The 13494-nt window shown below is 63.1% G+C and carries 14 protein-coding genes; all 14 read right to left on the bottom strand.

The genetic code is table 11. The features are described from left to right. Positions 1 to 44: 44 nt before the first annotated feature. The 14 genes from N7640_RS01835 to N7640_RS01770 all read right to left on the bottom strand — a co-directional run bounded on the left by N7640_RS01835 (position 45) and on the right by N7640_RS01770 (position 13485). A complete protein-coding gene (locus tag N7640_RS01835) occupies positions 45 to 797 on the bottom strand; it encodes an ABC transporter substrate-binding protein (RefSeq protein WP_279901672.1) in 753 nt (250 codons plus the stop codon). A 13-nt stretch (positions 798 to 810) separates the two neighbouring features. Beyond that, positions 811 to 1584, bottom strand: coding sequence for an ABC transporter ATP-binding protein (locus tag N7640_RS01830; protein WP_220812357.1), 774 nt, complete (start codon positions 1582 to 1584; stop codon positions 811 to 813). Between the two features lie 260 nt (positions 1585 to 1844). Beyond that, positions 1845 to 2495, bottom strand: coding sequence for a DedA family protein (locus N7640_RS01825; protein WP_279901673.1), 651 nt, complete (start codon positions 2493 to 2495; stop codon positions 1845 to 1847). Between the two features lie 617 nt (positions 2496 to 3112). After that, complete coding sequence (locus tag N7640_RS01820) at positions 3113 to 3703, bottom strand: hypothetical protein (RefSeq protein WP_279901674.1); 591 nt, start codon at positions 3701 to 3703, stop codon at positions 3113 to 3115. Continuing rightward, positions 3700 to 4074 (bottom strand): helix-turn-helix transcriptional regulator, encoded by a 375-nt coding sequence (locus N7640_RS01815; RefSeq protein WP_279901675.1) that lies wholly within the window; start codon positions 4072 to 4074, stop codon positions 3700 to 3702. Before N7640_RS01815 ends, N7640_RS01820 begins: the two co-directional genes overlap by 4 nt. 570 nt (positions 4075 to 4644) lie before the next feature. Further along, positions 4645 to 5259 carry a hypothetical protein gene (locus N7640_RS01810; protein WP_279901676.1) on the bottom strand — a complete coding sequence of 205 codons (615 nt, stop codon included), beginning with the start codon at positions 5257 to 5259 and terminating at the stop codon, positions 4645 to 4647. After that, entirely contained in the window at positions 5256 to 5591 is a 336-nt protein-coding gene (locus N7640_RS01805) for a hypothetical protein (RefSeq protein WP_279901677.1), read from the bottom strand. Before N7640_RS01805 ends, N7640_RS01810 begins: the two co-directional genes overlap by 4 nt. Beyond that, the gene (locus tag N7640_RS01800; RefSeq protein WP_279901678.1) at positions 5591 to 5794 is read right to left on the bottom strand and encodes a hypothetical protein; all 204 of its coding nucleotides are present in this window, start codon (positions 5792 to 5794) and stop codon (positions 5591 to 5593) included. The genes N7640_RS01805 and N7640_RS01800 overlap by 1 nt, the downstream gene beginning before the upstream one ends. A 13-nt stretch (positions 5795 to 5807) precedes the next feature. Next, the gene (locus N7640_RS01795; protein WP_279901679.1) at positions 5808 to 8126 is read right to left on the bottom strand and encodes a hypothetical protein; all 2319 of its coding nucleotides are present in this window, start codon (positions 8124 to 8126) and stop codon (positions 5808 to 5810) included. Next, entirely contained in the window at positions 8126 to 9583 is a 1458-nt protein-coding gene (locus N7640_RS01790) for a hypothetical protein (RefSeq protein ID WP_279901680.1), read from the bottom strand. The genes N7640_RS01795 and N7640_RS01790 overlap by 1 nt, the downstream gene beginning before the upstream one ends. A gap of 781 nt (positions 9584 to 10364) precedes the next feature. After that, entirely contained in the window at positions 10365 to 10667 is a 303-nt protein-coding gene (locus N7640_RS01785; protein ID WP_279901681.1) for a hypothetical protein, read from the bottom strand. A 67-nt stretch (positions 10668 to 10734) separates the two neighbouring features. Next, positions 10735 to 11034, bottom strand: a complete 300-nt coding sequence (locus N7640_RS01780; RefSeq protein WP_279901682.1) for a hypothetical protein — start codon at positions 11032 to 11034, stop codon at positions 10735 to 10737. Continuing rightward, a complete protein-coding gene (locus tag N7640_RS01775; RefSeq protein WP_279901683.1) occupies positions 11034 to 12572 on the bottom strand; it encodes a DUF3631 domain-containing protein in 1539 nt (512 codons plus the stop codon). Before N7640_RS01775 ends, N7640_RS01780 begins: the two co-directional genes overlap by 1 nt. Beyond that, positions 12565 to 13485 (bottom strand): toprim domain-containing protein, encoded by a 921-nt coding sequence (locus tag N7640_RS01770; protein ID WP_279901684.1) that lies wholly within the window; start codon positions 13483 to 13485, stop codon positions 12565 to 12567. The genes N7640_RS01775 and N7640_RS01770 overlap by 8 nt, the downstream gene beginning before the upstream one ends. Positions 13486 to 13494 lie beyond the last annotated feature (9 nt).

The raw sequence follows: 13494 nt of genomic DNA, 5'->3' as shown, positions 1-13494 counted from the left end.
CAGAGGACGGCCGCCGCCCGGCTGGGCGGCGGCGGTCGGACGCATCAGTAGATGCTGAACGGGAAGTACTTGTCGTTGATCTGCTTGTAGGTGCCGTCTTCGACGATGGCCTTCAGCGCGGTGTTCAGCTTCTCGCGCAGCGGGTCGCCCTTGCGCACGGCGATGGCGATCTTGTCGTTGTCGAACACCGGGTCGCCCTTGAACTCGAAGTCCTTGCCGGCGTCGCTCTTCAGCCATTCCCAGTTGACGAACTTGTCGGCCAGCACGCCGTCGAGGCGACCCGAGGACAGGTCGAGGTAGGCGTTTTCCTGGGTGTCGTACAGCTTGATCTCGACGGTGTCGGCCATGTTGTCCTCAAGCCAGGTACCGGCGATGGTGGCGCGCTGGGCGCCGATCACCTTGCCTTTCAGGCTGGCCTTGTCGGTCTTGAGGTCGGCGGTCTTCGGCGCGATGAACTGCAGCTTGTTGGTGTAGTAGGGCTCGGTGAAGTCGACGGCCTGCTGGCGTTCCTCGGTGATCGACATGGAAGCGGCCAGGAAGTCGAACTTCTTGGCGTTCAGGGCCGGGATGATGCCGTCCCAGTCGGAAGTGACCACTTCGCACTCGGCGCCCATCTTGGCGCACAGGGCCTGGGCGATCTCCACGTCGAAGCCACCGACCTTGCCGCTGGCGTCGATCAGGTTGAAGGGCGGGTAGGCGCCTTCGGTGCCGATCTTCAGTTTGTCCGCGGCGACTGCCTGGGTGCCGAATGCCAGGGTGGCGACGGCGGCCAGCAGGATCTTCTTATAGTTCTGCATGCGTGTTGCTCCGTTAGTGATTGCTGGACATGAATTGTTTGCAGCGTGCCGATTGCGGGTTGGTGAAGACCTGCTCGGGCGGCCCCTGCTCCTCCACCAGACCCTGGTGCAGGAATACCACCTCGCTGGACACCTGGCGCGCGAAATTCATCTCGTGGGTGACCAGCAACATGGTGCGGCCTTCCTCGGCGAGCGCACGGATCACGTTAAGCACTTCCTGTACCATTTCCGGATCGAGTGCCGAAGTCGGCTCGTCGAACAGGATCACCTTGGGCTGCATGGCCAGGGTGCGGGCGATGGCGGCGCGCTGCTGCTGGCCGCCGGAAAGCTGGTTGGGGTAGGCGTGGCGCTTGTCGGCGATGCCGACCTTGGCCAGCAGCGCCTCGGCCACCTCGGTGGCTTCGGCCTTGCTCTGGCCGAGCACGCGACGGGGAGCCTCGATGATGTTGTCGAGGATGGTCATGTGCGGCCACAGGTTGAAATTCTGGAAGACGAAGCCGATCTCGCTGCGCAGGCGGTTGATCTGGCGGTTGTCGGCGGCGATCAGGTCGCCGTTCTTCGCCGACTTCAGCTTGAGCTGTTCGCCGGCGACGAAGATCTGTCCTTCGTGCGGGTTCTCCAGCAGGTTGATGCAGCGCAGGAAGGTCGACTTGCCGGAACCGGAGGAGCCGAGGATGGAGATCACGTCGCCGTCGCGAGCGGTCAGCGAGATGCCCTTGAGCACTTCAAGGTCGCCGTAGCGTTTGTGCAGGTTGCGGATTTCCAGCGCGGGCGTTGCCTCGGCCATGGGTGTTCCTCTTGTTATTCGGATGCGCTCCGGCTGCTGGCCGCCTTCCTAGCGTGCGGCTGAACCTAGCATAGCCCCAGCGGAGCGCCAAGCCGGGTTCCGGCCACGTTCGCCACGGCCGCGGCGTGTTGTCGCATCATGACAGTTGCGTGTCGCGCCCAAACAAAAAATGCCGGGAGCAATGTGAGGCGCCGCTTGCGGCGGCACCAGGGATTGGGGGGGGACAAAAAAGCCCGATGCGCGGATTGGGCTTCTGTCGGCTAGCCGGCCCGGGCCGCGGCGCGGCGATGGCGGATGATCTCGATCACGCCCGGCAGGATCGACACGAAGATGATCGCCACGATCAGGTAGTGCAGGTTGCTCTGCACCACCGGCAGGTTGCCGAAGAAGTAGCCGGCGTAGCTGAACAGCGTCACCCAGACGATGGCGCCGATCACGTTGTAGGCGGCGAAGCGGCGGTAGGGCATGTGGCCCATGCCGGCCACGAAGGGCGCGAAGGTGCGGACGATGGGCACGAAGCGGGCGAGGATGATGGTCTTGCCGCCGTGCTTCGCATAGAAGGCCTCGGTCAGCTCCAAGTAGCGGCGGCGGAAGATCTTCGAATCCGGGTTGGCGAACAGTTTGGCGCCGAAGAAGCGGCCGATGCTGTAGTTGACCGCGTCGCCGAGGATCGCGGCGATGATCAGCAGCACGACCATCAGGTGCACGTTCATCGCGTCCTGGGTGGCGATGGCGCCGGCGACGAACAGCAGCGAGTCGCCCGGCAGGAAGGGCGTCACCACCAGGCCGGTCTCGCAGAAGATGATCAGGAACAGGATGCCGTAGATCCACGGCCCGTAGGCGGCGGTCAGCTCCGCCAGATGGCGGTCGATGTGCAGGATGAAGTCGATGACAAGCTGGATGAATTCCATGGGGGCCTCACTCGTCCGGGACGGCACGCTTCCTGCGCCGTGAATAGCAAAAAACCCCGAGGAATCGCTTCGCTCGGGGTTCTCGGTATTAGCAGGGACGGAATCGAACTGAGCGCTACAAGCCTTGATAATGCTGACTTTTAGCTTCAGGCGATTTCGTCGATGCCCCCAAATATGCCCCCAAAACGAAAAGTACCCCTCGGGAAAGGGTGGCGCATGGTATGTCGGACCATGGGGGTGAGCAAGGTGTGGGCTATTCATAAAAGTCGTTGGGGGCGGCCCCAAAAGACCGCCCCCTTCGACCTTAGAACAGGGTCATCTGACCCGGGTGAGAACGCCAGTGTTGGCAAACGCTTTCCCAGCGGCCGAAACGGAACCGCAGGTATGCATGCACGAACACTGTCTTGATGCTGGAGCGAGCCATAGTTGGGCCCTCCTTGCGACAGGTGGAAGGGTTTTGGCTTGCCCGACACAGTCGCTAGAACTACACTGCCCAACGTCTTCCCCAAGACATCTGTGCAGGTATCGGGTGGTTCGGTAGACCCTCGTTCACCTCACCAAGAGCTCATTAGTGTTAGCGCACTATTGAGCTTTTTTATTTCCTGTTCCTTTTGCGTTTACCAGAACAATCTCCTTTGCCCTTTCAGGGGGCCGTACTTCCTGAGGTTGTCCAGCCTAAATGTGGCACTGGTCACGCTGGTTCCACACAGCTCCGCAAGGCTTTCGGCTGTCCCAGCTTCAATACAGGCTGGAAGGGGCATCATTAACGCGGCTGTGATTGCTTTTGCCTGCCATTCAGAGTCTTCGCAGAAGCGATGTTGACCGAGTACAACTCCTCGATGGAGCGTTACCGCGTGCTCAAGCACTATGTGCCCCATCTCATGTACCACTGTGCTGCGCCCAAAAACGTTTCCTTGATGGAGCAGGTCGTAGATATCCCCCCGCACCACCACCAGGCCCTTTTCTGGGATGGTGAAAGCTGCGCACTCGTCCAAGTCTTCTACCTCAGCAATCTTGTACATGAAGCCAAGATTCGGAAGTGTCTGTTCCAAGATCCGAACGCAGTCCAAGCTGTAACGCTCGCCCGATTGGAGTGGTAGTGCCGCACGTATACCTTCAGCAACCTCCTCTATGGAGGCGTAGCTATGAGGACGAACCTTGAGCCCTTGCGGGCTACGGATGGCTCCGTTCGTGTAAAGTGTCGTCAATCGCGAGGTTCCTTTGGTGGGTGGGATTCAAGCCACTTTCTAATTTCTTCCGTTGGTGCTGCCCCTTCTTGGAGCCTGCGCGCAAAGGCAGCAACTAGGCCGCGTGCATCAGAGCTCAGCTCAGCTGTATTCACGACATCCTTCGAGCGCTCCGCAGCCAGCCTGATTTGGTGCAGCTGTTCTGGGCTAGCGTGCTGCGTGAAAAAGCTGATTGCTGCATCTATGTGCTTGTCCGAGAGGCGTTTTTCACCGTACTCGATGCCGCTCAAATGTGCGGAACTGATACCCATAGCTTCGGCCATTGCCTTAAGAGACAAATCGAACTTCATCCGAAGCAGTCGTACCGCTTCGCCAAAGGGTGTAAGTCTCATCTAGTCACCTTCATGTGGTCCCCGTACCCCCATCACATACCTTCCTGGCTATGATGTTCTCCTTTTAGAGAAGATCGTAGCTGCTGCTATAGTGCCCGTCAACTACGTGGCGTGAAGCTCTCCTCTGGTATGCCGTCTCATACGTTTCTCGGCACTGAGAAGGCCCCGTCCAGCGGAGCCTCCTCTGAGCAAATTGCCGACCACCATCCTACGGAAGGGCTCAAACGAACCTGGCGAACGAGTACTCAGGAATATCGCCATCCATTCCTGTGAGCCGGTACTCAAGCACTTCGTAATCCAGCGGCGGCCCGACCATGGATCCAGCAGGACATCCCCCTTTTCGGCTATGAATCATGTCGATTTGGATAGTCTCTTGTACCTCGCTCATCGAGTAGTCTGGCTCCATGAGGGGCAAGAGATTTGGGTGGGGCAGGATTCGGACTTTCATAGGTAACTCTCCGCTGTGGCGCCGGCCTGTCCGACGCCTACGGAGAGTGTTCACAATCAAAGTGCGAGGTATCCAACCCTACAGGGGGTCAGTCGCGTAACTCCTGGCTTCCAAGGGCCTTGCTACTCTCCCAGCAACCGCCGCAGCCGCTCCTCGTAGGGCTCCTCGTGCTCCTGCTCGTCGAGGTTGTATGCCTGGCGCTCGAGGGCGATCAGCACCTTCAGCGTTTCGGCCAGCTCCCGCATGTTTTTGATCCGGTTCGGCAGCGCGATGATCTTCTGGTAGAGGTCGTTCAGCCGGTCATTCCCGAAGCCATCCGGGGTGTGCATCATCTCGCCCAGAGACTCGGCCAGGTCGCGGTGATCCGTCAGTTGTTCCAGCTCCTGCAGCAGCTTGTTGGTCAGGCTGCGCGAGCGCCGGATATCGCCACGATGTGCCATCCGCACGCTGACGATGGCCTCGGCGTTTGCTTCGATGATCTGCCGCTCGGTTTCCACCGGCGAACCAGTGGAAACCCTGGAAACCTGGCTGGAAACCTCCCGCCTGGAAACCAGGGCTTCAGCCTTCGCCTGGATCTTCGGTTTCAGGTCGCGCTCCCAGCCTCCCACCTTGGCGCGCCTGTTGATCGCCGTGTGGGTGCAGCCGTGGCGCACGGCGATCTCTCGAACGGAAAGCAGACCCGCGCGGTAGTCGCGTTCGATCGCTTCCCAGTCGAGAGCCTGCTTATCGGCCTTCAACCCTCACCCTCCTTGGCAGCAGAGAGCGAACCGGCATTCGCAGCCATGGCCACGTAGGCCCGGAGCAACTGCGCCCCATCGTCCAGGCCGAACTGGCGCCTCTCCAGGTTGATCAGCTCTCGCAATGCAATCGACAGATCGCGCAAGGCCGCCGCACGCCGTGGTAGCGCCAGCGCCTGCTGAGCTAGCAGCTCAGGCCCGTCCAATTCATTCGCCTCGGCACTCAGCTCAGCAGCCAACTGGTCCATCGTCTCGCGCACCAGCGCCATGGCTTGCTGGACCTCATGTGTCGACATAGCTGTTGCCTCTTCCATTGCCACCGTTGCGTCCATCAGTGCAGCCCTCGATCGTTGAAGGTAGTGCGGCGCAGATTCGGATCAAGAGCCTGCGTCCAGGACCAGCCGCGGTACCGGCGCTTGCGCACCGTTTCCCACTTCAGGCCGAACTCTTCAGCCCACTCCTGGGCCGTTTTGGTCACCTGCAGGGTCAGCGGCAGATCCTTGTGGCAGAAGGTGTTTTCGAGATCGTGGCCCATGTCGTTTCCCTCCCTACTCCGATTTCATCTGAATGCGCCACTCGCGATCGCCCGTCTTGGCTACGATAAAATTCCCCGAGCCAGCCAGGTCACGCAGAGCCTTGTTGGCACCAGGCACGCTCTTGAACGTCGTGGACATGGCCTGTTGCTCCCGTCGTGCTCTGGCCAGCGCCACCTTGACCGTCGCCCGCGGTGCGCCGGTCTCCCGGGCCATGGTGTCGATATCCGGTTCGAAGCCAGCGGCCAGCTGTTCGCGCATGGAGGGCAGCAGGGACTGGATCGTCGGGCGGGCCGTGCGGTCGGTGTTGGCTTGCACAGTGCCGGCGCCAGCAGCACCGGACAGAAGCATGGAGGGTGGCGTCGGCTGGCCGGCCTGCAGCGCGCGCTGGCGTACCGAGCTCAGCCCGCCTGGCTGGATCAACGCATCGGCCACGGCCTGGTCGGACTTCGCGCGCAGACTGTCGCGCATGCCGCGGCCGGCCTTGCCGATCAGTTGCGAAAACAACCCGCCGACGTGGGTACCCGTCAGGGCGCCGAGCACCAGGTCACCGCCCAGGCTATCGGCGTCCGCCATTTCGGCGGCCCGACGTGCCGTGGCGCTGTTGCCCAGGCTGCGGCCGGCCATCGCCGATGTGCCGACCTCGAATTCCAGCATGTCGTGCCAGCGCTGCCGGGCGGCATCGTCAGGCAGCATGGCTTCGACCTTGGCGCGCATCTCCCGGCTACGCAGGTGCTTGGTCACGTCGGCCAGCTTCGCCGGGTCGTTGCCGATCTTGTTGACGATGGCGGACACCGCACCGATCCGATAGCCCTCCAGCTCCGATGGAGTCATCCGCTTCAGGTTGGCCATCAGCTCCTCGGCGCTGATGTTGCGGGAGAGGATGGTACGGCCGTTCTCCACAGCCTCGACGAACTGGCTGGGCCCGGCCCAGGCGGCACGCGCCTGGCGATAGGTCGGGCTGGCGGCGTCCATCATGTCCACCAGCTTGCTGCGGATGCCCTTGATGACACGTGCCTCATCGCGGTCGCCGGCGCGATCCAGGATGCTGATCTTGGAGTCGAGCGTCTTCTTGATGAAGTCTAGGTCACCGGTGCTCGGCACGCTCTGCACGGTGAAGGTGCCGTCATCCTTCAGGTCGATGAACCTGCCATGGAAGTCTCGGCCCTCGTTACCAGCGCGGCGCGCCGCAGCCCGATAGGCCTCCTGCATGGCCGGGCGTTTGAACAGATCCTCCAGCTCATGCGACCAGGGCACCGGTTCCTGGTAGGCCTTTTCGTACAACGGCCGAGCATCCCTGGAGCGCTGGGTCATGGCCTCTTCAACCGCCTGGCGAGCGGTTCGAGAACTACCGGTTGCCTGGCCCAGATCGTCTGCCATCCGACTGAAGCTGTCCTGCTCGCTCTTGGTCAGCTCCTGCAGGGTGTCGATAACCCGCTGGGGCTGCCCCTGCTGGCGCTCGGTCAACGCTGGTACCACCTGCGACCGGCCAGCTCCAGGCGTTTGCGCAACACGCTCGAGCAGGCCGCGGACATTCTCGCCACCGGCATCGGCCGGCATGGCGGTATCCGGGTAGCGTCGCTGCAGGTCATCCGCCTGGTGGCGGAATTGCTCCATGGTCATTCCGTCACGCTCGACCGCACGCTCAACTTGCGACATGGCCCTGCGATCGGGCGAGCGCGCTGCCCCTACAGCGGCGCGCGTGGAGCCGAGAACCAGCGGCACAGCGCCGCCTACGGCAGCGCCCATTGCTGCCCCTTCGGCGGCGTCCGGCAACCGTTCCAGCAAGTCTCCTTCCGCTGAGCCCAGGCCATACAGCCCGCCGTAGCCAGCACCCAACGCGGCGCTTTCTCCAGCCGCCTGAGCCAGGCTTGGGGCGGCCCCCTGAGAGGCTGCACGGGAGAGCGGACCAGAAGCAGCGCTCCGGCTAGTGGAAATCAGGGATGACGAACCGCCGGTGAGTGCCATGGGCAGGAGGCCGCCCGTTACCCCACCGGCAGCACTGGCTACCGGGTGATGTTCCCGGGCCTGGCGATCCAATGCGCGCTCGCCCTCAACGTTGAGGTCGTACCGATCGCGCCAGGTGTCGGCGTCGTTGCCGCTGCCAATCAGGGGATTGAGGCTTGCCGATAATGCGCTGCTGATCTCGTCGGCGAAACCGAAGGTCAGGCCATCGTTGATACCGCGCAGCAGTGAACGGCCAGTGCCGATCGATGACGTTTGATCGGCGGGCTTCTGCTCGACAGCAGGGTAGTCGCCAAGCCAGGAACCAGCTTCACTCTGCTGCTCGACGGCTGGGAACTCGTCCAGCCAGTTGTTGGAGTTCTCAGCCATTACGGTTTCCTCCGCGCTACGCCATCAGGGCCCATGAAGACAGTGCCGGAAGGCAGCGCTGCTACCTCCTCCGGCGAAGTCACGCGGACAGGTTGGCCCGCTCGCGCGGCGGGATCTGCTTGGCGCCGCCCATCTTTTAGCGGAGCGGCCTTGCGCTCCGCTGTACCTAGGCCGCTCAGGATGGCCCCCAGAGACCTAGTACGCCCTTGGGCCTTCTGGTCGAGCACAGCGTCGCTATCACCCGGCTGTGGCAGGTACATGCGGCCGTAGATGTCCATCTCCTGCTGAGTGATGGCGGCGCCAGTGTCCTTGCGCAGAATCGCAGCCAGCACTTCACGGCCGGCCTGTTCGGCCTGCTGGCGCTCGGTGGACACCAGGCTATTACCCAGCGCCGAATCGCCAATGAGTGGTAGCCCCCGCACCAAGGCATCAATGGCGCCACGGGTTCCGCCGCGCTCCCCAGTCGCGCGTGCGGTCAAGGCGTCACCTTGCTGCGCCAGCAGCGCATTGGCCTCATTGCCGCGGGTGTAGTACCCCAGGTCCTTGCTCTGCTGCTCTGTCAATTTGATGCTGCCGTCGGCGCCCTGGGCTAGCTCCTGCGCCAGCAGGTCCCGCTGCAGCTGTCGCTTCTCCAGGTCGAGCTGGTCCAGGCCCGCCCTGGACTGCTGCTCCATGTACGCCCGGGGGGCGGCAATCATCAGGTAGTTCCGTCCGGCCTGAGCGCGCTCCTCACCCTGCAAGCCAGGCAGGCCTGCCAGGATGCCGCCAAGGGTTTGCTCTCGCTCCATGGCCAGGTTGCCTGACTGGATTTCCTGCTGCAGGCGCTGCCGTTGCAGCTCGGAGATCTTCCGTAGGTCCAGCCCGGCCAGCATTGCCTGCGCGCCCTGCTGGTTCTGCAGGTTGGTCTGTGCCTGCATGGCGTCCAGGCGAGCGTTCTGGATGTCAGCGCGGGATGGCGCGCGGGTGCTGTCCCGCACGATGGTCAGCCGGCCGCCACCCTCGCCGATCTGACCACGCCGGCTTTCCTCGATCATCCGTGCGCGCTCCTGGTTGGCGCGCTCGTAGGTTTCCTGGGCTAGCCTCGCCGCGCCCGGCTCCAGCTGGCTGAAGGTACCGCGGCCGTTTCCCATGCTGCCCATGCCGCCTGAGGGCATCGCTTGAGCACCAGCTATTGCTGCAGGCTCGTTGGTGAATCCTGGGATGCCGTCCGTGATGCTCATCGCCACGCCATTGCCGGCGCGAGTCCAACCGTTGCCGGCTGGGCTCGGCAATCCCCCAGCAAGGAGATCGGCCCCGGTAGCAGCGCCCTTGTATGCCTGCACGCGCTGAGCACGGGCAGGGCCGCCGGGCACTGGTTCAAGGTTGCGCTGCGCGGTGAGCGTGTTGGAGTTATCGAAACTTGTGCGCTTGGTTTTCTGGCTGATGCGCTCGATGTCGCCGAGTTGATGGCTGGGCATTGCGTGTTCCTCTCCACAGGGTTGTGGACGAGGACGCTATGTCACTGGAGGAGCCTCGCAAGCCCGCGAAATGCCGTTTGTCGGCTTGTTTCATGTCCCTTATCTCAGTGGACAGCCGAGCCTAGTCGCTGAGAAGAATCGAACTTTCACCTGTAGAGCCAGTAGGGGGCCAATTCGCCGTAGGGGCAGTACGTGCCCTTCTGTACGCATTCCCAGCTACCCGGCCGAACCACGCCGTAGTAGCGTTTGGCCTTCTATATCGCCAGGGCAGGCCATGAAAACCACTCTTCTAAGCCTCCTGCTTCTCTCTGCCTTCAGTACTGAGGCGTTTGCCAAGAACTGCCGAAACAGCCAACCCTGTGGCAACTCGTGCATTTCGTGGAATAAAACCTGTCGTATAGGGACGACCAGCACCTATCGGCCCCCTTCCAGCTCCGATACCAGCTACCGCAGCTACTCACTGCCAGCAACCGTCGCCCCGACAGCTCAGCCGGCCACGTCGCCCTCCAGGCAGGATGTGGCGCCGCCCGCCATCCAGCAATCCACCCTTTTTGCACAGACGGACGCAGCCTTCGTTTTCGAGCTTCCGTCAAGGTCTGCGCGCCGGGTTCGTCGCCTGGTATTTGGCGAGCAGGTAACGGTTTACGAAAGCCTTGGAGAGTGGATGCGCATATCGGCTGCGGGCTCTCCCGAAGAATGGGTGATTGGTGCATACCTCGGAGAAAACGCGCCATAGGAAGCGGACTTGATTATCCGGGCTCCGGTAGTCGCAGAAGTGGGCTCAGTGGACAGCCGCTCCTGACAGCTCTCGGTACCTGATGAGATACACGGCGTTCAGTTCGGCGACCATCACCTCCGATTCGGCGGCGCTTATCAACCAGCAGAGAAACAGAGCCCGTATAACGCCGGTGGCATGATCGGCGTTCAACTGCAGTTGGTTTAGGTCCGCGGCCTGCTCATGGCATCGACAAAGCCATTGCACAATTTCGCGGGCGGTCAGAGGCCTTTTCCCAAATGCCTCGATGAACTCTGGTCCTAGTCCGAGATAGTCCTGTGCGGCCGGCTGGTCGTTCTGGTCGGTCATGCGCGTATTCCTCGCTCATCAGAGTAGTGGTGCTCCCGCTTGGCGGGGGATTGATGTTTGTGAGTGGTCACCCGCGCTCGACATCCGCATCAGGCCAGCGCCAGCGAGCCGCCTCCAAGGCTTCGGCGTAGGTCATCGGCTCACCGATCATCGTGCAGAGTGGCTTGTTGTTGCGGCTGACTCGCCAGTGGCTGCGGCGCTCCTGGCCATCGTTTGCTGCCAGCTCGGCAAGCAGCTCTAATCGGTGGGCCTTGATGTACTTGCGCACGTCCGGGGTGAGCTTTGAGGCAGGTGAAACAACCAGCCTCTGGCCATTCACCTTGGCGGTCAGGCCGCGCTCCCGAAGGAAGTCGATAGCGGCGCCCATCAGAAGGCCTCCGTATCGTTTTCATCCCATTCCGGCATGACTTGCCCGGCACCTTTCGGCTGAGGGGGTGTTTTATCCGCGACAGCGCGACAACCCTCGTCACTACTGGGCTGCATGGATTTTTTATCCGCGACATTGACCTGTCGTGTCGCGGATGGAATATCGCTGAACCCCGCGCCATCACTGGGCTGTCGCGTTGTCGCGGATTGAGAGAGGGTGTCGACGGAAAGGTATCGACCGAAGGCATCCCGAAAGTCGGAGTGGTCGTACCCTTTTTTGTTGGTGGAGCCGATTCGGATGTCCTTCGACTTGGCTCCAAAGTCAGCCAGCTTCGCCGACAGCTGCCGGGGTGACATTGGCTTGCCGCGGTTCCAAGTTGCCCAGGGCGCTTCCTCGTCGGCGATCAAGGCCTCGAGCAGATCGGCGCTGAAAATCTTGGTCGCTTTCTTGGCATCGAACACCGCCTTCACATCGGCCAGCAGCTCGGCGCCGACGCTGGGTGCGTCACCCTCCAGGCCGTGCAGCGTGATGGCGGCATTGCGTGCGGACTTGGGCCAGTGCTCGCCTGCCAGATCGGCGATGGCCAGCAGCGGCTCCCAGGCATCGTTGGCGCGATCGTTCAGGCCGGCGATGGGGGAGGGCCTGGCCTTGCCGATGGCCTCGGCGCTATCGAGCGCGAAACGCGCCAGGCGCGACCTCAGCCGCTCCCACAGCACCGGATCGGAGTGGCGCAGGCTCTCCACGCTCTCGCCCGGAGTACGCCGGCGCAGGCGCAGGGGCACGCTGCGGTCGGCCAGGGTGTCGGCGATCTTGCCGATGCCACACAATGCCTTGGCGCCCCACACGTTGAAGGGCGTGGGCATGTGATCGTCTCCCACGCAGCGGATAACGATGGCGCTGTCCCGGGTGAAACCGGCATTGAGGATGCCCCTGGCATCGTCGTGGGCGGCCAGGAAGGCGTCCACCTCGTCGATTAGCAGCGTGGGTGACCACAGCTCGATCGAGCGGAACAGCGCTGCCGGTGCGATGTTGGACACCTGCAGCGGCCGGTTCGCCAGCTTGCCCAGGGCAGTGAGCAGGATGGACTTGCCGCAGCGCTTCTCCGGCGCGGTGATGTTGGCGATGGGCGCCACCTGCACCACGTCGACGAACCAGGTAAAGGCAGCCCACAGTGCTGCAGCGCGCAGGGTCTCCTTGTCGGCGACCACGTGGCGGGCCAGGGCGTGGGTGAGGTCATCCAGCAGGTCGGCGCCTTCCACTGGATCGGGCCAGGGCTCGACCTCGGCGAAGATCCCCGCATTGGCCGCTTCGCCTTCCGCCTCGCCTGGCGAGGTCAGCCGGTCGAACTCGGTCATGCTGAGCATCTTGGTTTCCTTCACCTCCACGCGAAGGCGGGCGAAGGCTGCCGGGTCTTTCCCGCGCATGGTGCGCAACTGCTCGAGGATGGCCGGTGCGTAAAGCGCCCCGGCATCGGTAGAGAGATTGCGCACCGCTTCCTGGATCGGGCTTTCGGCTTTCAGAGGCAGTACGTTACTCATGCGCCGCCCTCCAGTTGGCCAGGTCGTTGAAGTCGGTCAGCTCCGGCGGGGCATCGGCGGGCCAGTCGGGGAACGTGACCAGGCCACTGACGGCCAGGGCTGCGGCCGTGGCTGCGGTTCGGCCGGGATTGCCCTCGGTCTGGCGGTCATCGTCGCCGGCGATCACGATCTCGGCGGCCGGGTAGCTGGCGCGCAGGGCCAGCGCCACCGGCTTGAGGTTGCCGGCGTTCATCGCGCAGGCCACGGCGCAGCCGCTGTGCTGGTGCAGCGTGGCGCCGGTAGCCCAGCCCTCGCAGATGTACAGCGGGCCGTTGCCGAGGCTGCCCAGTGGGGAATAGCAGCCCTTCACCTGGCCGCCCGACAGAAAGCGCTTGGTGCCGTCCAGGGCGATGCGCTGCAGGTTCACCAGCAGGCCGGCGCTGTACAGCGGCACCAGCAGTTCGTCGTCGTGCTGGCGCAGGCCGTAAGGGCGGATCAGCTTGGCCACCAGGTAGGGGTGGTCGGGGTCGGCCCGGCGGGCGTTCTCCCAGCGCCAGGCGGCATACCGTGCGGCCTGCTGCTGGCGCTGGTGCTGCTCGGCTTCCCGCTGGCGCCGGGCCTGCTCGATTCGCTGGCGCATCTGCTCGGCCTCCACCGGGTTGGCTGGCTCACGGCTGCTCCAGGTGTGCGAGGTGCCGGCCTTCCAGCTGCCGAAGCAGCCGGAGGCGATACCGTCGGCGAACAGCACATACCAGCCGTTCTCCGTACCGGTACGGTCGCCAGGGACGTGGAAGCGATGGATCGAGCCATCGGCCACCGGCAGCCAGTCGAGCCGGCCGAATACGGACTGAAGTTCGTCACGAAAGACGAGTTCGGCTTTTTCCAGGCAAGCCGAACCCGTCCCCGCCAAATGGCGGGGAGGGAAGTTCGTCATGGATTACTC

The sequence above is a fragment of the Pseudomonas sp. GD04015 genome, assembly GCF_029837675.1.
Classification (GTDB): Bacteria; Pseudomonadota; Gammaproteobacteria; order Pseudomonadales; family Pseudomonadaceae; genus Aquipseudomonas; species Aquipseudomonas paralcaligenes.
This window is presented reverse-complemented; position numbering and strand designations above follow the sequence as displayed.